Raw genomic sequence first — 21810 nt, 5'->3', positions numbered from 1 at the left:
TTTCGAATTCGAAATTAGTGAATTATTATATATTTAAAGATGTTCTTTTTGCGATTGTTAATAAAATAGAAGTCCTTCAGGTTTTAAAACATGAAGGACTAAAATTAGTATTTATATATTGTTAATTAAGTAGTTTTTTTAATTTATAAGCAGGGTTTATATTATTTTAATTTTGAAAGATTTTCTTTAACATCATCCCAGGTGGTTTTTTTCTTTTTGTTTGATTCTTTAACTTCTTTTTGTATTTGTTCCTTTTGAGAATCACTTAAGTCATCCCAAGAATCATTTTTATCTGTTTTAGTACTCATTTTATAAAGATAAGAAATTATTAATTTATTTCACCAAAGCTAATTGAATTCGTTTTCTAACCACATCAACTTCTAAAACTTTTACAATAATTTGTTGTTGCAAAGTAACAATGGCGTTTACATCTTTTACAAAAGTATCTGATAAGTTTGAAACGTGTATTAATCCACTTTCTTTAATTCCAAGATCAACAAAACAGCCAAAATTTGTAATGTTATTTACAATTCCGGGTAACAATTGCCCAATTCTTAAATCTGATATTGTTTTAATAGTTGCATCAAAAGAAAACACTTTTGCTTTTTCTCTTGGATCTAAACCGGGTTTTTCTAATTCTTTTACAATATCTTCTAGTGTAGGTAAACCAATAGTTTCCGTTATATAATTTTTTAGGTTTATTTTCTGGATTAGTTCTTTATTACCAATAAATTCAGCAACTTTTTTATTGTTGTCTTTGGCAATTTTATCAACCAAATTATAACTTTCTGGGTGAACTCCAGAATCATCTAACGGATTCTTACCATTTTTAATTCGTAAAAAACCAGCAGCTTGTTCATATGCTTTTCCGCCTAAACGAGGAACTTTTTTTATTTCATTTCTTGAAGAAAAAGAACCGTTTTCGTTTCTATAATTCACAATGTTTTCTGCCAATTTTGGTCCAATTCCAGAAACGTAACTCAACAAAGATTCACTTGCCGTATTTATGTTTACGCCAATAGTATTTACACAACTTTCTACAGTTGTATCAAGTGATTTTTTCAATTTTGTTTGATCTACATCGTGCTGATATTGTCCAACACCAATCGATTTTGCATCAATCTTTACCAATTCTGCCAAAGGATCCTGTAAACGTCTACCAATTGAAACCGAACCACGAACGGTAACATCATAATTAGGGAATTCGTCTCTGGCAATTTTAGAAGCCGAATAAATAGAAGCGCCAGCTTCACTTACCACAAAAACATCAATAGTATTTTTAAACTGAATTTTTTGTACCAATTGTTCGGTTTCTCTAGAAGCAGTTCCGTTTCCAATTGCAATGGCTTCAATTTTATAAGATTCTGCTAAAGAACTTATTTTTTTTATGGCTTCAATAGTTTGATTTTGTGGTGCATGCGGAAAAATAGTTTCGTTATGTTCTAATTCTCCTTGTTCATTTAAGCAAACAATTTTACAACCAGATTTAAATCCAGGATCGATGGCTAAAATTCTTTTTTCACCTAAAGGAGCACCTAAAAGTAACTGTTTTAGGTTTTTAGAAAATACGGTAATTGCATCTTCATCTGCTTTTTCTTTGGCTAATGATAATCTTTCATTTGACAAAGACGGATATAACAAACGTTTAAAAGCATCCTTTATAGCGAGTTCTATTTGAGGAGTACATTCATTTTGAGTTCTAATGATTCTGTTCTCAACTCTTTGCAATAATCTATCAGAATCAATTTCAATTTTAACTCTAATAAAACCCTCGCTTTCTGCTCTTAAAATAGCTAATAATCTGTGGGAAGGAATTCGGCTTAAAGACTCGCTCCAATCAAAATAATCTTTAAATTTCTGTGCTTTTTCATCATCCTTTTTACTCTTTATTATTTTTGATGAAATTGTAGCATGTCTTTCTAATTCTCTTCTAATATTATTTCTAATATCGGTTCTTTCATTAATCCATTCAGCAATAATAAAACGTGCACCTTCTAAAGCGTCTTCAATGGTTTCAACTTCGTTATTTGTATATTTAGAAGCAGTAGATTCTAAATCATTTACACGCTGACTCATTATCATTTTTGCCAACGGTTCTAAACCTTGTAAACGGGCAGTTTCTGCTTTTGTTTTTCGTTTTTTCTTAAACGGTAAATACAAGTCTTCTAATGCAATTAAATCTTTAGAATTGTTAACTTTTTGTTCTAATTCAGCAGTTAAAACGTCTTGTTCTTCCAACGCTTTTAAAATAGCTTTTTTACGCTTTTCTAAAGCTTCAAAAAGTTCTTTAAATTTTACAATTTCACCAATTTCAACTTCATCTAAATTACCTGTCATTTCTTTTCTATATCTAGAAATAAATGGAATTGTAGCATCTTCATTTAATAATGAAATGGTGTTTTTTACAGACTTTTCGGTTAATTGTGTCTGTTGAATTATATATTGAAGTAATTGCATGTTTGTCTAAGAGTTATTCGTGATGATAAGGTTCATTCTTCAAAATTGTAAAACCTCTGTAGAGTTGTTCAACAATAAATAAACGAATCATTTGGTGAGAAAAAGTCATTTTTGATAATGATATTTTTCCGACTGATTTTTTATAAACAGCTTCCGAAAATCCATAAGGACCTCCAATAACCAACACTAGTTGCTTAATGCCCGAATTCATTTTTTTCTGAAGATATTTAGAAAACTCAATAGAAGTAAAGTGCTTGCCTTTATCATCTAATAAAACTAAATTATCAGTATTTTGAAGCTTGCTTAAAATTAAATTCCCTTCTTTTTCTTTTTGCTGAATTTCACTCAGATTCTTCACATTTTTAATGTCAGGAATTATTTCCAATTCAAACTTTATATAATGCTTTAATCTATTTTGATAGTTATCAATAAGTTGAATTAAATTTTTATCATCGGTTTTACCAATAGCAAGTAACTTGATTTTCATAATTCAAAATTACAATTAATCATTAAAAATTGTCTTATTTTAGCACATATAATTAAAGTAAAAAATGATTTCAAAAGAACAATTTAATAAAGAACTCGATTTAATAATTACAAACGCATTAAGAGAAGACATTGGAGATGGCGATCATACATCACTTTCTTGTATTCCTGCAGATGCGCAAGGAAAAGCAAAGTTATTGGTTAAAGATGAAGGAATTATTGCTGGTGTGGAGTTTGCAAAGCAAGTTTTTTCTTATGTTGACAAAGATTTACAAGTAGAAACCTTTATAAATGATGGCGAAAAAGTAAAGTATGGAGACATTGTTTTTCATGTTTCAGGAAAATCTCAATCTATATTAATGGCAGAGCGTTTGGTTTTAAACGCAATGCAACGTATGTCTGCAATAGCAACTAAAACTGCTTTTTTTATGGGCTTGTTAGAAGGCACCAAAACCAAAGTTTTAGATACTAGAAAAACGACTCCAGGAATTAGAGCTTTAGAAAAATGGGCTGTAAAAATTGGAGGTGGAGAAAACCACAGATTTGCATTGTACGATATGGTGATGATTAAAGATAATCACATTGATTTTGCTGGCGGAATTACAGCTGCAATAACCAAAACAAAACAATATTTAGCTGAAAAAGGTTTAGATATTAAGATAATTGTAGAAGCTAGAAGTTTAGAAGAAATCAAAGAAATTTTGTCTAATGAAGGTGTTTACAGAATTCTAATTGATAATTTTAATTACGAAGATACGCGTAAAGCAGTTGCCTTAATTGGCGATACATGTTTAACAGAATCTTCTGGAGGAATTAACGAAAAAACGATTAGAAAATATGCGCATTGTGGTGTAGATTTTATTTCTTCTGGTGCATTAACACATTCGGTTTATAACTTAGATTTAAGCTTAAAAGCGATTGACTAACTAATAATAAAAATCATAGATAATGAAAAAATATATACTAATTGCAACGGTTGTATTATTTGCAAGTTGTACTTCTAAAGAGTCAAAAAAAGAGGTAAATATGAATTTAGCTGAAAATCCTTTATTAATTGGTAGTACGTTAGAATACGGAACGCCAGATTTCACTAAAATTGAAAATGAGCATTTTATGCCTGCAATTTTGGAAGGAATGCGTTTGCAAAATGAAGCAATTACTAAAATAGTTGAGAATACAGAAGCACCAACTTTTGAAAACACCATTTTAGCCTTAGAAGAAAGTAGCAAAACCTTAGATAATGTTACTGCTGTATTTTTTGGGTTAGCTGGTGCACATACAAATGATGTAATTAAAGCAAACCAAAAAGAATTAGCGCCAAAATTTTCTAATCATTCAGATAATATTGTTTTAAATACTAAGCTATTCGCTAAAATTAAAACCATCTATTCTAATTTAGAAACCTTAAAATTAGATGCTGAGTCTAAACATTTAGTTGGAGAATACTATAAGAATTTTGCAAAAGCAGGAGCTAATTTATCAGAAGATAAAAAAGAGCAGTTAAAAGAGATTAATTCTGAATTGGCTAGTTTATCTAACGACTTTGGTAAAAAACTTTTAGATGCTTCTAAAAAAGGCGGTGTTGTAGTTGCTGATAAAGAGAAATTAAAAGGTTTTTCAGATGAAAAAATAAAAGCGATTGAGAAAGACGGTGAGTTTGAAATTCAGTTAATTAATACTACGCAACAACCCGCTTTACAAACGTTAGAAAATAGAGAAGTTCGTAAAGAATTGTTTGAAAAATCGATTCACAGATCTGATGCTGGCGAATACAATACAAGTGAATTAGTTCAGAAAATGGTTACTTTAAGAGCTAAAAAGGCACAGATTTTAGGTTTTGATAATTATGCAAGTTGGAGTTTACAAGGAACAATGGCTTCAACACCTGATAAAGTTTTTGACATGTTTACAAACTTAATTCCGGGTTCTTTAGAAAAAGCAGCATCTGAAGTAAAAGAAATTCAAGCTGAAATAAACAAAGAAGGAAAAGACTTTAAATTAGCGCCTTACGATTGGAATCATTACGCAGAAAAAGTAAGAAAATCTAAGTACGATTTAAATGAAGAGGAAGTAAAGCCATATTTCGAAGTAACAAATGTTCTTGAAAAAGGAGTTTTTTATGCTGCAACAAAACTATACGGAATCACTTTTAAAAAGCGTACAGATATACCAGTATATCATCCAGATGTTGTTGTGTATGAGTTGTTTGAAGAAGACGGAAGTAAATTAGGTTTATACTTCGGAGATTTCTTTGCAAGAGATAGTAAAAGAGGTGGCGCTTGGATGTCTGCTTTTGTAAAGCAATCTAAATTACGCAAACAAAAACCAGTTATCTATAATGTGTGTAACTCTCCAAAGCCAGCTGAAGGAGAACCAGCATTAATCAGTTTTGGTGAAGTAGAAACGATGTTTCATGAGTTTGGACACGCGTTACACGGTTTATTTGGAAATCAAAAATATGCATCAATTTCTGGTACAAGTACAGCAAGAGATTTTGTAGAATTTCCATCTCAGTTTAACGAGAATTGGTCTACACATCCTGAAGTTTTAAATAATTATGCAATTCATTATAAAACAGGAGAAGTTATTCCTGCTTCATTATTGAAAAAAATAAAAGATGCAGGAACTTTTAACCAAGGATATTCTATGATTGAAAACTTATGTTCTTCTAGTTTAGATATGAAATGGCACACAATTTCTGCAGATGAAAAAATTACAGATGTTGCTAAGTTTGAATTAGAAGCATTGGCAAAAATGAAATTAAATGTAGATGAAGTTCCACCAAGATATCGCTCTACTTACTTTGCACATATTTTTAGCGGAGGTTACGCAGCAGGTTATTATTCGTATTTATGGACAGAAATGTTAAGTCATGATGCGTATGATTGGTTTAAAGATAACGGATTATTAACTCGTGAAAACGGACAAAAATTCCGTGAGCAAGTTTTATCTAAAGGAAACACCATGGATTATGCAGAAATGTATAAAGTCTTTGCAGGAAGAAACCCAGAAGCAACACCAATGTTAAAAGCCAGAGGTTTAAAGTAAATGACAGATAACTATTTCGATAGCAAAGAATACTCAAAAGTTGATTTTACTACAACTACATTCATAAAAGGAGAGTATGATAATTGTACCTTTAAGAACTGTAATTTCGAAAAAGCACATATTTCTAATATTGAATTTTTAGAATGTGAGTTTATAGATTGTAATTTTAGTAATGCAATTATTAAAGGCTCTGCTTTTAAAGATGTACAATTTTTCAACTGTAAGTTATTAGGCGTAAAATTTAATGAATGTGACGCTTTCTTATTACAGTTTTATTTTAAAGATTGTCAATTGAATTTATCATCTTTTTATCAATTAAAAATGCCTAAAACAAAATTTATAAATTGTAATTTACAAGAAGTAGATTTTACGGAAGCAGATGCAACAAGTACAATTTTTGACAAATCAGATTTAAAACTGGCCATTTTTAGTCGAACTAATTTAGAGAAATCAGATTTTAGGAATGCAATAAATTTTTTAATAGATCCTCAAGAAAATCGCTTAAAAGGAGCAAGGTTTAGTAGAGAAAGCTTAGAAGGACTGTTAAATAAATTTAAGATTATTATTGAGTAACTGTAATAAAATGACAAAAGAATTAGAAGACAAACTTGAGAAAATACCAATCGTAAATTTATTGGTGAAATTTGGGAAGAAAATTAAAATTCCTGGTTTAGAAGGTATGTCTTTGTATGATGTTATAGAAATGTACATTATTGGTATTGTAAAAGGAGCATTAACAACACGTGCAGGCGGAATTGCATTTAGCTTTTTTATGGCAATTTTTCCGTTTATGCTGTTTGTTTTATCGTTAATTCCTTACATACCAATTGAAGGATTTCAAGACAATCTTTTTAGTTTAATTCAAGAAATGTTACCGCCAAAAACTTTTGAAGCTGTAGATGTAGTTATTAAAGATATTATAAACAATCAATATGGAGGTTTGTTATCTTTTGGTTTTTTAGCTTCCATGTTTTTAATGACAAACGGCGTGAATGCCATTTTTGGAGGTTTTGAATATTCGTATCATGTAAAAGAATTTAGAAACGTTTTTAAATCTTATTTTGTTTCGTTAGGCGTGTCTTTGTTAATGGTTTTGTTTTTAATTGTTACGGTGGTTTTAATTATATATTATCAAATTGCATTAACAAGAATAGATAAAATTGGTTGGTTAGACACTGTTGATTTAAACCTATTTTATTGGGGAAGAGGTTTGCTCTTTTTATTAATGATTTTTACCATTGTATCTTTATTATTTCGTTTTGGAACCAAACAAGGTAAAGAGATTAAATTCTTTTCGGCCGGAGCAATATTAACTACAGTTTTATCATTATTTACCTTTTATATATTCGGAATATATGTTGTAAAATTTGCAACTTACAATCAATTATATGGTTCTATTGGTACGCTTTTAATACTAATGTTATTTGTGTGGTTAAATGCAATAATTCTGCTATTAGGTTTCGAATTAAACGCTTCTTTGTATAGTTTAAGACGAAGAAATAAAACCTTTACAACTCCTAAAAAATTATAACTTTTTCACGATATTTGCAGGCGCAATTAAGAATTACAAATTAACAATTACGAATTTTAGTTTGGGTCAATAGACTCATAATTTAGAATTCGTAATTCATAATTAATTATATGAAACCAAGCATTCCAAAAGGAACAAGAGATTTTTCTCCAACAGAAGTAGCAAATCGTACCTATATAATGAATACGATTAAAACGGCTTTTGAAACATTCGGATTTCAACCCATTGAAACTCCAAGTTTTGAAAATTCAGCTACCCTTATGGGAAAATATGGTGAAGAAGGAGATCGTTTGATTTTTAAAATATTAAATTCTGGAGATTTTCTTAAAAAAGCTGATGAAAAACTTTTGTCTGAGAAGAATAGTATAAAAGTTACTTCTCAAATCTCAGAAAAAGCATTGCGTTACGATTTAACTGTGCCATTTGCACGTTATGTTGTACAACACCAAAACGACATTACGTTTCCTTTTAAAAGATATCAAGTGCAACCAGTTTGGAGAGCAGATAGACCGCAAAAAGGACGTTTTAGGGAGTTTTTTCAGTGTGATGCTGATGTTGTTGGTAGTAAGTCTTTAGTACAAGAAGTGGAGTTTATTCAGTTGTATGATACTGTTTTTACCAATCTTGGTTTAGCAGGAACAACTATTAAAATGAACAATCGTAAAATTTTATCTGGAATTGCAGCCGTTATTGGCGCATCTGATAAATTGATAGATTTTACTGTTGCTTTAGATAAATTAGATAAAATTGGTAAAGAAGGTGTTGTAACAGAAATGCTTTCTAAAGGAATTACGGAAGCAGCTATTGAAAAAGTACAGCCATTATTCGATTTTAACGGAAGTAATTTAGACAAATTAGCATCGTTAGAAAACATGCTTTCAACTTCGGAAGAAGGTTTACAAGGTGTAAACGATTTACGTTTTGTAATCAATACAATTGCCGAGTTAGGTTTACAAACAGCCGACTTAGAAATTGATGTTACGTTAGCACGTGGATTAAATTATTACACAGGCGCAATTTTTGAAGTTGCTGCTCCAGAAGGTGTGAAAATGGGTTCTATTGGTGGCGGTGGAAGATATGACGATTTAACAGGAATCTTTGGATTAAAAGATGTTTCTGGTGTTGGAATTTCTTTTGGTTTGGATAGAATTTACTTGGTTTTAGAAGAACTAGGTTTGTTTAAATCGGTAGATTTACCAAAACCTAAAGTGTTGTTTTTGAATTTTAACGAAGCAGAAATTTTGTTAAAAATGAAAGCTATTAAAACTTTGCGCGACAACAATATAAAAAGTGAATTATATCCTGATGTTGCTACAAGTAATAAGCAACAAAAGAAACAGTTTAAATACGCTACAACTAGAGCAATAGAATTTGTAGTTACTGAAATTGAAAACGATAAGTTTGTGGTTAAAAATAATGGCGAGCAGTTTTTACTTTCTGTTGATGAGTTAGTTGAAAAGACTAAATAAGTTAAGTTTGTCATTCCTGCGGAGGCAGGAATCCAGAAAAACGATAATTTAGATTCCTGCCTACGCAGGAATGACAGGGATTTTGCAAGTACGCCCGCGTTAGGGATTGCAGCATTTGTTTGAGCTCTTTTTGTTTTTTGTAAAAACAAAAAAGCGAGTGTGGAAATCCCGCTCGAACGCCCTAAAAATAATTAGAATTAAAACAATAAAGTTGTAACTTTGCAACTTAAATATAGTACGAAATGTTTGAAGTGAATAACAACAAAATGAATGACGAGAGAAGTGAAGAAATAGGAGAGAACCACGTTGGTACATCGGCTAAAACGCCGTTACGTGCTGATGCTTTTGATATTTCTGACGAAGAAAAAATTGAAAGAATCCAAGAAAGTGTTAAAGATATTTTAACCACTTTAGGAATGGATTTAACAGACGATAGTTTACAAGGTACTCCAAAACGAGTTGCAAAATCTTTTGTAAATGAGATTTTTATGGGGCTTGATCCTAAAAATATGCCAAAAGCATCTACGTTTGATAATAATTATAACTACGGAGAAATGTTGGTTGAGAAAAATATCGTTGTATATTCTACCTGTGAGCATCATTTATTACCAATTATTGGTAGAGCACATGTTGCATACATTTCTGATGGAAAAGTAATTGGTTTGTCTAAAATGAATAGAATTGTTGAATATTTTTCTAAAAGACCACAAGTGCAAGAGCGTTTAACAATGCAAGTTGTACAAGCAATGCAAGAAGCTTTAGGTGTACAAGATGTTGCTTGTGTTATAGATGCGAAGCACTTATGTGTAAATTCTAGAGGAATTAAAGACATTGAAAGTTCTACAGTTACTGCCGAATTTGGTGGAAAATTTAAAGAAAGAGAGACTAAAAGAGAGTTTTTAGACTATTTAAAGATGAATACAGACTTTGATTGATATAATATAGATTTTTATTTTATATTAAAAAACGTTGTAAACAGTAAGTGTACAACGTTTTTTTTGGTGCTAAAAATCAGCTATATAGATATTTATGAAAGAAATTTAACATTTTTTTGCTTAATATGAATTTTTGGCACTACATTTGCAATTCAATAAAACGTTGTTAGTAACTAAACGAGCAACACATTAAATTATATTACAATGAATAAAGGTACCGTAAAATTCTTCAACGAATCTAAAGGATTCGGATTTATTACTGAAGAAGGAAACAACAAAGAACATTTTGTACACGTGTCAGGATTAATCGATGAAATTCGTGAGAACGATGAAGTTGAATTTGACTTACAAGATGGAAGAAAAGGATTAAACGCAGTAAACGTAAGAGTATTATAATATATATTTTATTACACTAGTTAATTTTTAAAAGCAAAGCCTATCATTTAATGATAGGCTTTCTTTATTTTTACACTTTATTTTAAAAAAAGATAAAATGTTAGACGCAAGAAAAAGAAGTAATGTTACAGTTGGTTTATTTGTTGAGGTTGTTCAAAAACAGCATCAAAGAAGTGGAGAACTTACTGAAGGTGTTGTAAGTAAACTTTTAACTAAATCTCCGAATCATCCGCACGGAATTAAAGTACAACTAGAATCTGGTATTGTTGGTAGAGTAAAAAATATTATTGAGGAAGAGTAAGTTTACTTTTTAAACTTTTTCAGACCTCCATAAAGTATTATACAAGCAAATAGCACTTTAATACCTAAAAAGAGATATTTACTTTCCGTTGTCCAGTTAAAGATAATTCTATAGATATCGCTATTTTGAAAGAATTGTCTAAATGCATCAATTAAAATAAATAGTGCAAAAATTATGTAGATATATGGAATTATTTTTTTCATTATCTAGGTATTTTTATTTCGTATAATTTTCTACTTTTATTATTCAGTTTTCCTTCTCTTAACCAAGGATTGTGTCTTTTTAATTCTTTATAAGTAATTCCAAAACCTTTAGCAAAAGATGCAATGTTAGTAATTGCAGTATCTACTTTTACAGTATAAGTTTCTTCTGGTTGATATAAATCTTCTTGATCAAACACAAAACCGTACTTTTCTGGATTGCTCATAACTTCTTTTAAAGCTAAAATTCTGAAAACATAACGCTCAGTTTCATCAGGTAATAACGCATCATAATAACTAGTTACATCTTGATTTCTTAATCGTTCAGAAACTCTTCCCATACCGCAGTTATAAGAAGCTGCAGCTAATGTCCAAGAACCAAACTTTTCTTTTGCTCTTTTTAAGTAAATTGCTGCTGCTGCTGTAGATTTTTCTATGTTATAACGTTCATCAACATTTTTGTTAACTTCTAACTTAAATCTTTTTTCTCTTGCTGTACTTGGTAAAAAATGCCACAAACCAGAAGCTCTTGCATGAGATGGATTGTTTACCAACAATGCACTTTCTGCAACTGCTAAATATTTAAAATCGTCTGGTAAACCGTGTTTTGCTAATAAAGGTTCTAAGATTGGAAATATTTTATTAGCTCTTTTTATAACTAACAACCCGTTAGATTGCCAATAGGTGTTTACCAATAATTCTCTGTCCATTTTTTCTCTAACATCTGCTCTTTCTATCGGAACACGTTCTCCAGCTAATTCTAAATAAGCAGGTATTTTAACTGCTTTAATTTCATATGATTCACTTACATTTTTTAAAAACGGAATGTTTTCTTTTCCAATAACATTTAGTAGTAAAAATGCTAAAGCACTTATTGTAATTATGCTTAAAAAGCGTACAGATTTATTCATAACAAACAGGTTTATTTTTTTTTTTTAATTTACGGAATTCAAATGTGAATATTAAGCTAAATTTTCTTCAATTATTTTTGATATTGCTTTAGCTTTATTTAAAATCATAACATGAGTTCCTTTTTCAATTTTAATACAGTTTTTAATATGTTTTATAGGAAAAACACCATCATCTGTACCATGTATATGGATAATATTGTCAGATGATTCTTCTTGTTGCCAGTGTAAAACATTGTAAATAGCCCAAGTAATATATCTTGGATCTCTAACAGACATATAAGTCTTATATAATTCTTTTCTTTTTTGAAGATTATCTCCTAAAAAATATTTTTCATAAGCTTCAAAATTTGCAACTACATTAGTTGGAAATAATTTATAAGCTTTAGTTGCTTTTGCTAATTGTAATCTTTTTGGAAGTTCTCTATTATTTTTAATACTAGAAACAAGAAAAACTTTTTTGGTAGAGATAATTTTACTCATTTCTTGAACCATAACGCCACCAAAAGAAACACCAACTAAAACCGGATTTTCATGTGTAATTTTTGCACACATTCTTTTAGCGTAATTACTAATGCTTTCTTCTTTTTCTGACGGAATTTCCCATTCTAAAAAATGGGTTTCAAATTCCTCTGGTAATTTAATATTATCAAATATTTTAGTGTTAGCACCTAAACCAGGAACAAAATAAATTGGAATTTTAGAGTTCATAGAATTTTTTGGCTAATAAAATATCTTCAATATATTCAGTTACTTGTACTAATTCTGTTGGTACTTTTCCCCAAACTCGCATTTGAATTTCTTTATTGTTATGAGAAATATATGTGCTTGGTAAATCCTTGATATTAGAGTTGTTGTAGGTTTTTCTATATTTTGAAAAACTAGTTTTATCAAGCATTTTTTTCAATTTTGTAAATTGGTTATCAGTAAGTTTAAACGTTCTTTTACCTTTTACTAATACATTTTTTATTCCTCTATAAGTAACATTTCCTTTTTTTGTTATTGATACGTTAAACTCTGGGCAATGACCATAACAAGGAGTTTTACGTAATGTAACTAAAGGACTTTTAATTTCTGCGATAATCTTATTTAATGTTATTTCTTTGTTTAACTCAACAGATTTAAACTCACCAGAATTGTTCAAATTTTCCATCCAAAAAGCACGCTTATCAGCAGGAACTTTTAATAAAGCTATTTTTGAGTCTTCTTGATCAAAGATTAACTTATCCCAAATAAGTCCATTGTTTTCAATTAATTGTTTAACATCATCAACTTTACTAGGATCTTTTAAAACAACAATTATTTCTTCATTTACAACTTCAGGAATTTCTATAATTTCTTCAACTTTAATTTCCTCTTCAACTTTTGTTTCTTTTGTTGGTGCTTTAGGAGCACTACAGCTCATTATTAATAATAGTATAGAAAGTAATATCGTTTTCATAATAATAAGTTTTAAATTACAATTTTAATGCCAAGTTATGCTATTACTTCACTTTCTACAAAATTAAAACGAACTAAACCATCTTCGTCTATATTTGTAAGTGTAACCGTGTGTAATGTGTTTACTAAAGCTGGATTCCACGGAGTTTTAACTTTAACGTAATTCTCTGTAAAACCATGTATATAGCCTTCCTTATTTTCACTTTCGAAAAGTACAGTTAATGTATTTCCAATTTGCGTTTCATAAAAAGCTCTTCGTTTTTTTACAGATAAACCGCGTAACATTTTACTACGTTTTGCTCTAACTTTTTTAGGAACTACACCATCTAATAAAACCGCTTCTGTATTTGGTCTTTCCGAATAGGTAAAAACATGCAAATAAGAAATATTCATTTCGTTTAAATAGTTGTAAGTTTCTAGAAATAATTCATCTGTTTCTCCAGGAAAACCAACAATAACATCAACACCTATACAAGCGTTAGGCATTACTTCTTTTATTTTTGAAACTCTATTTGTGTAGGTTTTTGTTAAATATCTACGTTTCATTCTCTTTAATAATTCATCACTACCAGATTGTAACGGAATATGAAAATGCGGAACAAATGTTTCTGAATTTGAAACAAAATCTATTGTTTCATCTTTTAATAGATTTGGTTCTATTGATGAAATTCGTAAACGATTAATTCCTTCAACAGTGTCTAATTCCTTTACCAATTCTAAAAAAGTATGTTCGTGTTTTTTATTTCCGAATTCTCCTTTTCCGTAATCACCAATATTAACACCCGTTAAAACAATCTCTTTAATACCTTTTTCTGAAATCTCTTTGGCGTTTTTCAATACATTTTCTACAGTATCGCTTCGCGAAATTCCACGCGCCAACGGAATTGTACAATACGTACATTTATAATCGCAACCATCTTGTACTTTTAAGAAAGCACGAGTTCTATCTCCAATTGAATAGGCACCAACATAAGAATCTGCTTCTTCAATTTCACAAGAATGCACTTGTCCTATATCATTTTTTGTTAAATCGTTTATATAACTTGTAACGTTAAATTTTTCGGTTGCACCTAAAACTAAATCAACTCCATCTACTGCAGCTAATTCCTCTGGTTTTAATTGTGCGTAACAACCAACACCAATAATAAAAGCGTCTTCATTTTGCTTTAAAGCCGATTTTACAACGCTTTTAAAACGTTTATCTGCATTGTCGGTAACAGAACATGTGTTAATTACATAAACATCTGCTTGGGTATCAAACTCAACACGCTCAAACCCTTCATTAACAAAACTACGTGCTATAGTTGATGTTTCTGAGAAATTAAGTTTACAACCTAATGTATAAAAAGCTACTTTTTTATCTGCGTTCATTTGGGTACATTTGAAAACACAAAAGTACAATTTTAAAGATGATTTTTGAAACAGAGAGGTTGCTAGTTCGTAAATTAACAATTTCTGATAAAGATGCTTTTTTTCAACTAGAAAGTAACCCGAAAGTATTGCAATACGCAACTGGTGAGGTAAAAACATTTGTTGAAGCAGAAAACGATCTTAATAATCTAATTAAAAAATATAAAACTCCTAAAAATGATTTTTGGATTTATGCTATAGAACAGAAGTCTGATAGTAATTTTATTGGAACTTTGGCGTTGGTAAAAGATGATGAAGATGATGAAATTGGATATCGTTTTATTGAGGATTACTGGGGAAAAGGTTTTGCTACCGAAATTTGTGAAGCTTTAATTCCGTATTGTAAATCACTTGGAATGAAAAAGATTATTGGTTATGTTGTTGATGAAAACCATGCTTCTGCAAAGATTTTAGAACGTTTTAATTTTAAAATTGTAAAGAAATTTATTTCTGAAGATATTAAATTACCAGAAACAAAATACGAATTATACTTATGATTGCAAACACGCCACAAGCGCCATATTATGCGGTAATTTTTACTAGTTTACGCACTAAAGGCGATAATGATTACAATTTAACTGCGGAACAAATGGAAGATTTAGCCGAAAAACAAGAAGGTTATTTAGGTATTGAATCTGCTAGAAGTGAAGTAGGAATTACAGTTTCTTATTGGAAAAGTTTAGAGGCTATTAAAAAATGGAAATTACAATTAGATCATACAGAAGCTAGAGAAAAGGGTAGAAGCACTTGGTACAAACAATTTAAAGTGAGAATTTGCAAAGTAGAAAGAGATTATGAGTTTGAGAAATAAATTTTTAGTTTTTAGTTTTCAGTTTTTAGTAACATGTTTTGCTTTTTTTTCTTGTGTAAAAAAGGAGCATAAATTTAAAGATACTCAGGTTTTTAGATATAACGAACATTCTAATATTACATCGTTAGATCCTGCATTTGCTAAAGATCAACGTAATATTTGGGCGGTAAATCAGTTGTATAACGGTTTGGTTCAACTAGATGATTCTTTACAAGTAAAACCAGATATTGCTAAAAGTTGGTCGATTTCTGAGGACGGAAAAACCTATACATTTTTACTTCGCAAAGATGTGAAATTTCATAAACATAAATTATTTGGAAAAGATTCTATAAAAACTGTAAATGCCACAGATTTTGAGTATTCATTTAACAGATTATTAGATAAAAAGGTAGCTTCTCCTGGAGGTTGGGTTTTACAAAATGTTGCTAATTTTAAAGCTGAAAACGATTCCACTTTTGTAATTCAATTAAAGCAACCTTTTCCACCATTTTTAGGCTTATTAGCAATGAAATATTGTTCTGTTGTTCCTAAAGAAGCTGTTGAGTATTTCGGAAATACTTTTAGAGCAAATCCAATTGGAACTGGACCTTTTCAGTTTAAATTATGGGTAGAAAACACCAAGTTAGTTTTGCGTAAAAATCAAATTTATTTTGAAAAAGATGAAAACGGAATTCAATTACCTTATTTAGAAGCTGTTGCAGTTACTTTTTTACCCGATAAGCAAAGTGAATTTTTACAATTTATTCAAGGGAATTTGGACTTTATGAAAAGCTTAGATGCTTCTTATAAAGATGATATTCTAAATACAGACGGAACCTTAAAAGAGAAATATACGTCTTCAATTTTTATGGAAACTGGTGCGTATTTAAATACTGAGTACTTAGGAATCTATTTAGAAGGTGAAGAAAATTATCCGACAAAGTCAAAATTAATTAGACAAGCAATTAATTATGGATTTGACAGAGAAAAAATGATTAAATTCTTACGAAACGGAATTGGAACTCCTGCGCTAAATGGTTTTATTCCAAAAGGATTGCCTTCATTTAACAATCAAAAAGGATATTCTTATCAGCCTAAAAAAGCAAAAGAGTTAGTTGCTCAATTTAAAAATGAAACAGGAAATACTGAGCCAGAAATTACCATTACAACCAATAGTAATTATTTAGATTTATGTGAATTTATTCAACGAGAATTACAAAATATTAGTTTAAAGACTAATGTAGATGTTATTCCGCCTTCAACCTTAAGACAAGGAAAAGCAAACGGGAAATTACCAATTTTTAGAGCAAGTTGGATTGCAGATTATCCTGATGCAGAAAATTATGTATCGTTATTTTACAGTAAGAATTTTACGCCAAACGGACCAAATTACACCCATTTTAAAAACGATTTGTTTGATACATTATACGAGCAATCTATTTCTGAAGTAAATAACAACAAGCGTTATAAACTCTATCAAAAAATGGATTCAATTATAATTGCTGAAGCTCCAATTGTTCCGTTATATTATGATGAAGTTATTCGTTTTTCTCAGAAGAATGTGAAAAACTTAGGTATAAATCCGATTGATTTGTTAAACTTAAAAAGAGTTTCTAAAAATTAGGAAATATTATTTTTCCCAATTAACACGTGCTAAAATAGGGAAGTGGTCTGAGTATTTTACGGCAAAGGTTTTACTCTGATTAATTTGAGTTGATTTATCTGTTAAAATAAAATCGATACGAGCAGGAAAAGGGTAGTTGTAGGTTTTTCCAAAACCGCTTCCAGCTTCTACAAATGCATCTTTTTTGTCTTTTACTATTTGATTATATACCCAAGAATAAGCAGTGTTGTTAAAGTCTCCGCAAATAATTTTCTTTCCTTTCCATTGTTGTTCATGTGTAAGAAATTGTTCGGTTTGTTTTGCTTGTTCTCTAAATGTGTTTTTTAATCTCAACAACAATTTTTCTGAGTTTTCTTCCCCAAAATTTTCTTTATTAGGATTTATTTTTAAAGATTGTAAATGAACATTGTATATTCTTAAAGTGTCTTTATCTCTAAGAACATCAACAAAAATGGCATTATTGGCACTTTTTTCAAAATTTAAAGAGCCAGAGTTTATAATTGGATATTTAGAAAATATTGCAGACCCAAATTTGTTTCTCTTAGATTTTAATTTAATGTATTTATAAGGATACGATAAGCTTAAATCTGTTTGCTTGTAAAACTCTTGAATAGCTAAAATATCAGGGCTTTTTTCTGTAATAAAGTCAACTATTTTTTGCGACGTTTGTTCGTCTTTATTCCATTTGTAATAATTAAATAAATGCACATTATAGCTCATTACTTTAACATCATCATTCAGTAAAACTTTTCTTTCTGAAAACTTATAAAAAGGAGATGCAAATAGCCAACCAATAGCCAATATTAATCCCGATAAAATAAAATGTTTTTTAAGTTTAATGAGCCAATAGACAAAGAAAATTACATTGATAACAATTAAAAAAGGTACACCTAAACTTAATATAGCAAACGTTGCAATAGATTTTGGAGAAATATATGGCAACAAGTAAGATAATAACAACACGGTAGCAAAAACAGCATTGATAAAATAGAGTAACTTGCTAAATATGGGGGACTTTTTCATTTATTTTTTTCCTTGTTTAAATAGGAATTCTTTTTCTGATTTGGTTAAAGTATCATATCCAGATTTACCAATTTTATCTAAAATTTTATCAATTTCTTCTTGAGTATGAGGTTTTATAACTTGCTTTTTAACCTTTTTATTGCCCGATTTATAAGCTGTTTTTAACGTTTTTTCTTTTTTGGTGAAGAGATTTTTAATCCCTTTAAAAATATCTATTTCTTTATTGCTTACTTGATTTACGTATAAAAAACCAAACAAAGCGCCACCAATATGTGCCAATCTTCCTCCAGCGTTTCCTGTAGGAATTTGTAAAACATCTAAAGCAACCCAAATTAATGCTAAGTGCCATAACTTTACAAAACCAATTAAAGGAAATTTAAGTTGATAATTTGGCATGTAAGCAGCAATACCAATAAATATAGCAGAAATTCCGGCAGAAGCTCCAATAAGAATGCTATTGTCTGCATCTTTAACTAAACCAGGAAAATAATTATAACTAATAATAAATACAATTCCTCCAAACAACGTTCCTAAAGTGTAAAAACTGATTAAACTTTTAGGTGTAAAATATTGCATAAACAAATTACCGATGTAATACAATGCTATTAAATTCATAAGAATATGAAGAAAACTGGCATGTAAGAAACCGTATGTTATTATTGTCCAAGGTTTGTATAGAAATTCATCGAAATTAGAAGGCAATGCAAACCATTCTATGATAAGGTTATTTGAAGATTGAAATAAAAATCCACCTGTATTAAATAGAAAAACAAGTAAAAACACAGCTAAGTTTATGTAGATTAATTTCTCTACAATAGACGCTGTGTTAAAGCGTAATTTTATGTTGTCAATAAAACTCATTAATTAAATTTAAATTGATCTTTTTTCCAATACCAGGCAATAATAAAACCAATAATTGCACCACCAATATGAGCAAAGTGAGCAACATTACCAATAGAATATTTAGTTACTCCAAAGAATAAATCTCCAACAATCATTAAAGGAATAAAATATTTTGCGGCAATTGGAACTGGGAAAAATATTAAGGCCAATTTTGCATTAGGAAATGCAATACCAAAGGCAACTAAAACTCCATAAATTGCTCCAGAAGCACCAACTGCTGGTGTATGATATAAACTGTAAAACTCAGTCATTTCCTCGTTAGTTAGACTAATAAGGCTTTCATTATAACTTCCTGTTGATAAAATATTTTGAATATCAGAAGCAGACAAACCAAAGCCTACTAATTGCTCATAAATTCCATTAAATTGATAATAGTTTACAAGCGTATAAATTATCCCCGCACCAATTCCTGCAGAGAAATAGAAGAATAAAAATTTCTTTTTTCCCCACATTTGCTCTAAAGGTGTTCCAAATGCCCATAAACCATACATGTTAAAAATTAAGTGCATTGGGCTACCATGCATAAACATGTGCGTTATATATTGCCAAACTCCAAAATGCTCATTTTTAGGAAAGTGTAAGGCAAAAATATTTGTTAAGTCCATTTTTAATAACATTGGACCAACAAAAAGAATAACATTTATAATAATAAGATGCTTTATTGCATCAGTTAATTTTTGCATCATAACAATAGTTTTAACTATTAAAAATTGAATCTATTTCGTTTAATGTTAGTGTTTTAAAAATAGGTTTTCCAAAAGGAGAAACGCTAGGTTCTTTACACATAAACAAGTCGTTTACCAACGTTTCTTGCTCTTTAAAATTTAAACTTGTTCCCGTTTTTATAGCTAATGATTTAGAAAATGATTTTGCTAACACATCAAAATGACTAAAACTTGCATCCGGAACTTCTAGTTTAATGTCGTCTAATAATTGTTCTAAAAGTTGCGTTATTTTACTTTCTGTTATAGAAGTTGGTATTCCACCAATTACAACACTTTCTTTGGTAAATTCAGCAAACATAAAACCTGCACTTTCCAATTCGGATTTTATGCCGTAAATAATTTCTATATCCGAAGAAGCAAAAGAAATACTAACCGGAAATAATAATTGTTGGCTACTTGCTTCTTCAACCGTAATTTTTGCTAAAAAATCTTCGTATAATACTCGTTGATGTGCTAATGATTGATGAATTAAAACAACACCAGATTTTATCGAACTTAATAAATATTTCTTCTGAATTTGAAACGTTTTGTGAGTTGTTTCTTGTTCACTTTCAAATAATTGTTCTTGATTTACTTTAGACTCTACTTGTGTAGTTGTGTATAAAGCATCCCAATTATCTGTTTGTTTTTTATACGATTCTTGATAATCCTTTTGAATTGGTTTATCATTCTGAATAGCATTGTCCTTAAATGGATTAAAATCTGGATCTACCGAAATTTTTGGAGTAGCACCAGTTTGTTTTTTACTATAATCGTAAGGTGTATCTAGATTAGCGTCTCTGTTAAAATCTAAAACAGGAGCAACATTATATTGCCCTAAACTATGTTTTACGGTAGCTCTTAAAATAGCATACAACGCTTTTTCGTTATCAAACTTTATTTCTGTTTTTGTAGGATGAATATTTATATCGATACTACTTGCAGGAACTGTTAAATATAAAAAATAAGAAGGATGCGAACCCGACTCTAATAAACCATCAAATGCATTAACTACAGCGTGATTTAAATAAGCACTTTTTATAAAACGATCGTTTACAAAAAAGAATTGTTCGCCACGTTTACGCTTAGCGAAGGCTGGTTTTGCAACAAATCCTTTAATTGATAGAATATCTGTTTGTTCATCAATAGGAACTAATTTCTCATTCATTTTACCACCAAAAATAGCTACAATTCGCTTACGTAAATTGCTCGATTTTAAATGATACACTTCGTTATCATTATGATGTAATAAAAATGAAATTGCAGGATGCGCTAAAGCAACACGTTGAAATTCATCAATAATATGACGTGTTTCAATAGTATCCGATTTTAAGAAATTTCTTCTTGCAGGAATATTATAAAACAAGTTTTTAACGGCAATACTTGTCCCTTTTGAAGTAGAAACAACTTCTTGAGAAGTAACTTTACTTCCTTCAATTTTTATTAATGTTCCAAGTTCTTCGTTTTCTTGTTTCGTTTTCAGTTCTACATGTGCAATTGCAGCAATAGAGGCTAAAGCTTCTCCACGAAATCCTTTGGTGTTTAGATTGAATAAATCTTGCGCATCTCTAATTTTAGAAGTTGCATGACGTTCAAAACACAAACGAGCATCTGTTGTAGACATTCCTTTACCGTCATCAATAACTTGAATTAACGTTTTACCGGCATCTTTTAATAATAATTTAATAGAAGTTGCACCAGCATCAATAGCATTTTCTAATAGTTCTTTAACTACAGATGCAGGTCTTTGAACCACCTCACCAGCAGCAATTTGGTTGGCAACGTGATCTGGTAAAAGTTGAATAATATCTGACATTAATCTTGGGGTAAAAATATAGAAATATCAAAATCGATGATCCATAAAAAAATCAATACTAATATTGCTATAATATAAAGTATGGTTTTGTTGATTCCACCGTTTTCTGAATCCTTAAATTCGTTTAAGGCACTGCTAAACTTTCCTTTTAAACTTTTGTTTTTTCCTGTAGTAGTACGGAATTCATCAAACTTTTGTTTTATTTCAAACGGATTCCCATCACCTTTATAGTAACGAGGTTTGTAATCAAACTTTTTAGGATCTCTTTTAAAAATTGCCATAGTATTAGGTTTTTGGTTCGATTAGTTTTAATCAAAAAGTAAACCAAAATCAAAGTTACTGAATAAAAAGTAGGGCATCAAAAAAATA

Annotated in this window: 23 protein-coding genes; 11 read left to right on the top strand and 12 right to left on the bottom strand. The window is 29.8% G+C overall.

The window, feature by feature from the left end:
- Nucleotides 1-161: 161 nt before the first annotated feature.
- The 3 genes from L1S33_RS12615 to rlmH are packed head-to-tail and all read right to left on the bottom strand — an operon-like array spanning nucleotide 162 to nucleotide 2944.
- Nucleotides 162-308, bottom strand: a complete 147-nt coding sequence (locus L1S33_RS12615) for a hypothetical protein (protein WP_240552519.1) — start codon at nucleotides 306-308, stop codon at nucleotides 162-164.
- A 25-nt stretch (nucleotides 309-333) separates the two neighbouring features.
- Entirely contained in the window at nucleotides 334-2457 is a 2124-nt protein-coding gene (locus L1S33_RS12610) for a Tex family protein (protein ID WP_240552518.1), read from the bottom strand.
- Between the two features lie 13 nt (nucleotides 2458-2470).
- Entirely contained in the window at nucleotides 2471-2944 is a 474-nt protein-coding gene (gene rlmH / locus L1S33_RS12605) for a 23S rRNA (pseudouridine(1915)-N(3))-methyltransferase RlmH (RefSeq protein WP_240552517.1), read from the bottom strand.
- A 64-nt stretch (nucleotides 2945-3008) separates the two neighbouring features.
- Here rlmH and nadC point away from each other — a divergent pair, with 64 nt between their 5' ends.
- The 8 genes from nadC to L1S33_RS12565 all read left to right on the top strand — a co-directional run bounded on the left by nadC (nucleotide 3009) and on the right by L1S33_RS12565 (nucleotide 10623).
- Nucleotides 3009-3869: a carboxylating nicotinate-nucleotide diphosphorylase gene (nadC, locus tag L1S33_RS12600; protein WP_240552516.1), complete on the top strand. Its 861-nt coding sequence runs from the start codon at nucleotides 3009-3011 to the stop codon at nucleotides 3867-3869.
- A 22-nt stretch (nucleotides 3870-3891) separates the two neighbouring features.
- Entirely contained in the window at nucleotides 3892-5991 is a 2100-nt protein-coding gene (locus L1S33_RS12595) for a M3 family metallopeptidase (RefSeq protein ID WP_240552515.1), read from the top strand.
- Nucleotides 5992-6564, top strand: coding sequence for a pentapeptide repeat-containing protein (locus tag L1S33_RS12590; RefSeq protein WP_240552514.1), 573 nt, complete (start codon nucleotides 5992-5994; stop codon nucleotides 6562-6564). It abuts the gene before it with no gap.
- Nucleotides 6565-6574: 10 nt separating this feature from the next.
- Entirely contained in the window at nucleotides 6575-7522 is a 948-nt protein-coding gene (locus L1S33_RS12585; protein WP_240552513.1) for a YihY/virulence factor BrkB family protein, read from the top strand.
- A 110-nt stretch (nucleotides 7523-7632) separates the two neighbouring features.
- Nucleotides 7633-8991 (top strand): histidine--tRNA ligase, encoded by a 1359-nt coding sequence (gene hisS, locus L1S33_RS12580; protein WP_240552512.1) that lies wholly within the window; start codon nucleotides 7633-7635, stop codon nucleotides 8989-8991.
- A gap of 242 nt (nucleotides 8992-9233) precedes the next feature.
- Entirely contained in the window at nucleotides 9234-9926 is a 693-nt protein-coding gene (folE, locus tag L1S33_RS12575) for a GTP cyclohydrolase I FolE (RefSeq protein WP_240552511.1), read from the top strand.
- 204 nt (nucleotides 9927-10130) lie between these two features.
- Nucleotides 10131-10322, top strand: a complete 192-nt coding sequence (locus L1S33_RS12570; RefSeq protein ID WP_091892668.1) for a cold-shock protein — start codon at nucleotides 10131-10133, stop codon at nucleotides 10320-10322.
- A 97-nt stretch (nucleotides 10323-10419) separates the two neighbouring features.
- Nucleotides 10420-10623 carry a YwbE family protein gene (locus L1S33_RS12565; protein ID WP_240552510.1) on the top strand — a complete coding sequence of 68 codons (204 nt, stop codon included), beginning with the start codon at nucleotides 10420-10422 and terminating at the stop codon, nucleotides 10621-10623.
- Between the two features lie 202 nt (nucleotides 10624-10825).
- On the opposite strand, the gene L1S33_RS12560 is transcribed toward L1S33_RS12565, so the two are convergent.
- From L1S33_RS12560 to mtaB, 4 genes are read right to left on the bottom strand one after another with little or no spacing between them, the layout of a single operon-like run.
- Nucleotides 10826-11734, bottom strand: coding sequence for a lytic transglycosylase domain-containing protein (locus tag L1S33_RS12560; RefSeq protein WP_240552509.1), 909 nt, complete (start codon nucleotides 11732-11734; stop codon nucleotides 10826-10828).
- Between the two features lie 51 nt (nucleotides 11735-11785).
- Nucleotides 11786-12442, bottom strand: a complete 657-nt coding sequence (locus L1S33_RS12555; protein WP_240552508.1) for an alpha/beta hydrolase family protein — start codon at nucleotides 12440-12442, stop codon at nucleotides 11786-11788.
- Nucleotides 12432-13172, bottom strand: coding sequence for a DUF6438 domain-containing protein (locus tag L1S33_RS12550; RefSeq protein WP_240552507.1), 741 nt, complete (start codon nucleotides 13170-13172; stop codon nucleotides 12432-12434). The genes L1S33_RS12555 and L1S33_RS12550 overlap by 11 nt, the downstream gene beginning before the upstream one ends.
- A gap of 35 nt (nucleotides 13173-13207) precedes the next feature.
- On the bottom strand, nucleotides 13208-14542 hold the full coding sequence (mtaB, locus tag L1S33_RS12545; protein ID WP_240562596.1) for a tRNA (N(6)-L-threonylcarbamoyladenosine(37)-C(2))-methylthiotransferase MtaB: 1335 nt from the start codon (nucleotides 14540-14542) through the stop codon (nucleotides 13208-13210).
- Between the two features lie 38 nt (nucleotides 14543-14580).
- On the opposite strand from mtaB, the gene L1S33_RS12540 reads away from it, so the two are divergent.
- Genes L1S33_RS12540 through L1S33_RS12530 form a run of 3 tightly spaced genes read left to right on the top strand, consistent with a single transcriptional unit; the run spans nucleotide 14581 to nucleotide 16995 of the window.
- Nucleotides 14581-15078 carry a GNAT family N-acetyltransferase gene (locus L1S33_RS12540; protein ID WP_240552506.1) on the top strand — a complete coding sequence of 166 codons (498 nt, stop codon included), beginning with the start codon at nucleotides 14581-14583 and terminating at the stop codon, nucleotides 15076-15078.
- Nucleotides 15075-15392, top strand: a complete 318-nt coding sequence (locus L1S33_RS12535) for an antibiotic biosynthesis monooxygenase family protein (protein WP_240552505.1) — start codon at nucleotides 15075-15077, stop codon at nucleotides 15390-15392. The genes L1S33_RS12540 and L1S33_RS12535 overlap by 4 nt, the downstream gene beginning before the upstream one ends.
- Nucleotides 15376-16995: an ABC transporter substrate-binding protein gene (locus L1S33_RS12530; protein ID WP_240562595.1), complete on the top strand. Its 1620-nt coding sequence runs from the start codon at nucleotides 15376-15378 to the stop codon at nucleotides 16993-16995. Before L1S33_RS12535 ends, L1S33_RS12530 begins: the two co-directional genes overlap by 17 nt.
- 6 nt (nucleotides 16996-17001) lie before the next feature.
- On the opposite strand, the gene L1S33_RS12525 is transcribed toward L1S33_RS12530, so the two are convergent.
- Genes L1S33_RS12525 through L1S33_RS12505 form a run of 5 tightly spaced genes read right to left on the bottom strand, consistent with a single transcriptional unit; the run spans nucleotide 17002 to nucleotide 21722 of the window.
- Nucleotides 17002-18018, bottom strand: a complete 1017-nt coding sequence (locus L1S33_RS12525) for an endonuclease/exonuclease/phosphatase family protein (protein ID WP_240562594.1) — start codon at nucleotides 18016-18018, stop codon at nucleotides 17002-17004.
- Nucleotides 18019-18879 (bottom strand): rhomboid family intramembrane serine protease, encoded by an 861-nt coding sequence (locus L1S33_RS12520; protein WP_240562593.1) that lies wholly within the window; start codon nucleotides 18877-18879, stop codon nucleotides 18019-18021.
- Nucleotides 18879-19604 (bottom strand): rhomboid family intramembrane serine protease, encoded by a 726-nt coding sequence (locus tag L1S33_RS12515; RefSeq protein ID WP_240562615.1) that lies wholly within the window; start codon nucleotides 19602-19604, stop codon nucleotides 18879-18881. The genes L1S33_RS12520 and L1S33_RS12515 overlap by 1 nt, the downstream gene beginning before the upstream one ends.
- 13 nt (nucleotides 19605-19617) lie before the next feature.
- Nucleotides 19618-21441: a DNA mismatch repair endonuclease MutL gene (gene mutL / locus L1S33_RS12510; protein ID WP_240562592.1), complete on the bottom strand. Its 1824-nt coding sequence runs from the start codon at nucleotides 21439-21441 to the stop codon at nucleotides 19618-19620.
- Nucleotides 21441-21722, bottom strand: a complete 282-nt coding sequence (locus L1S33_RS12505; RefSeq protein WP_240552500.1) for a riboflavin synthase subunit beta — start codon at nucleotides 21720-21722, stop codon at nucleotides 21441-21443. The genes mutL and L1S33_RS12505 overlap by 1 nt, the downstream gene beginning before the upstream one ends.
- Nucleotides 21723-21810 lie beyond the last annotated feature (88 nt).

Source organism: Tenacibaculum aquimarinum, assembly GCF_022478115.1.
GTDB lineage: Bacteria > Bacteroidota > Bacteroidia > Flavobacteriales > Flavobacteriaceae > Polaribacter > Polaribacter aquimarinum_A.
The sequence above is the reverse complement of the archived record's forward strand: the minus strand, read 5'-3'. Positions and strand labels throughout refer to the sequence as shown.

Coding starts and splice junctions, on each gene's coding strand:
- L1S33_RS12615 (WP_240552519.1), bottom strand. CDS start 308: ATGAGTACTAAAACAGATAAAAATGATTCTTGGGATGACTTAAGTGAT.
- L1S33_RS12610 (WP_240552518.1), bottom strand. CDS start 2,457: ATGCAATTACTTCAATATATAATTCAACAGACACAATTAACCGAAAAG.
- rlmH (WP_240552517.1), bottom strand. CDS start 2,944: ATGAAAATCAAGTTACTTGCTATTGGTAAAACCGATGATAAAAATTTA.
- nadC (WP_240552516.1), top strand. CDS start 3,009: ATGATTTCAAAAGAACAATTTAATAAAGAACTCGATTTAATAATTACA.
- L1S33_RS12595 (WP_240552515.1), top strand. CDS start 3,892: ATGAAAAAATATATACTAATTGCAACGGTTGTATTATTTGCAAGTTGT.
- L1S33_RS12590 (WP_240552514.1), top strand. CDS start 5,992: ATGACAGATAACTATTTCGATAGCAAAGAATACTCAAAAGTTGATTTT.
- L1S33_RS12585 (WP_240552513.1), top strand. CDS start 6,575: ATGACAAAAGAATTAGAAGACAAACTTGAGAAAATACCAATCGTAAAT.
- hisS (WP_240552512.1), top strand. CDS start 7,633: ATGAAACCAAGCATTCCAAAAGGAACAAGAGATTTTTCTCCAACAGAA.
- folE (WP_240552511.1), top strand. CDS start 9,234: ATGTTTGAAGTGAATAACAACAAAATGAATGACGAGAGAAGTGAAGAA.
- L1S33_RS12570 (WP_091892668.1), top strand. CDS start 10,131: ATGAATAAAGGTACCGTAAAATTCTTCAACGAATCTAAAGGATTCGGA.
- L1S33_RS12565 (WP_240552510.1), top strand. CDS start 10,420: ATGTTAGACGCAAGAAAAAGAAGTAATGTTACAGTTGGTTTATTTGTT.
- L1S33_RS12560 (WP_240552509.1), bottom strand. CDS start 11,734: ATGAATAAATCTGTACGCTTTTTAAGCATAATTACAATAAGTGCTTTA.
- L1S33_RS12555 (WP_240552508.1), bottom strand. CDS start 12,442: ATGAACTCTAAAATTCCAATTTATTTTGTTCCTGGTTTAGGTGCTAAC.
- L1S33_RS12550 (WP_240552507.1), bottom strand. CDS start 13,172: ATGAAAACGATATTACTTTCTATACTATTATTAATAATGAGCTGTAGT.
- mtaB (WP_240562596.1), bottom strand. CDS start 14,542: ATGAACGCAGATAAAAAAGTAGCTTTTTATACATTAGGTTGTAAACTT.
- L1S33_RS12540 (WP_240552506.1), top strand. CDS start 14,581: ATGATTTTTGAAACAGAGAGGTTGCTAGTTCGTAAATTAACAATTTCT.
- L1S33_RS12535 (WP_240552505.1), top strand. CDS start 15,075: ATGATTGCAAACACGCCACAAGCGCCATATTATGCGGTAATTTTTACT.
- L1S33_RS12530 (WP_240562595.1), top strand. CDS start 15,376: ATGAGTTTGAGAAATAAATTTTTAGTTTTTAGTTTTCAGTTTTTAGTA.
- L1S33_RS12525 (WP_240562594.1), bottom strand. CDS start 18,018: ATGAAAAAGTCCCCCATATTTAGCAAGTTACTCTATTTTATCAATGCT.
- L1S33_RS12520 (WP_240562593.1), bottom strand. CDS start 18,879: ATGAGTTTTATTGACAACATAAAATTACGCTTTAACACAGCGTCTATT.
- L1S33_RS12515 (WP_240562615.1), bottom strand. CDS start 19,604: ATGCAAAAATTAACTGATGCAATAAAGCATCTTATTATTATAAATGTT.
- mutL (WP_240562592.1), bottom strand. CDS start 21,441: ATGTCAGATATTATTCAACTTTTACCAGATCACGTTGCCAACCAAATT.
- L1S33_RS12505 (WP_240552500.1), bottom strand. CDS start 21,722: ATGGCAATTTTTAAAAGAGATCCTAAAAAGTTTGATTACAAACCTCGT.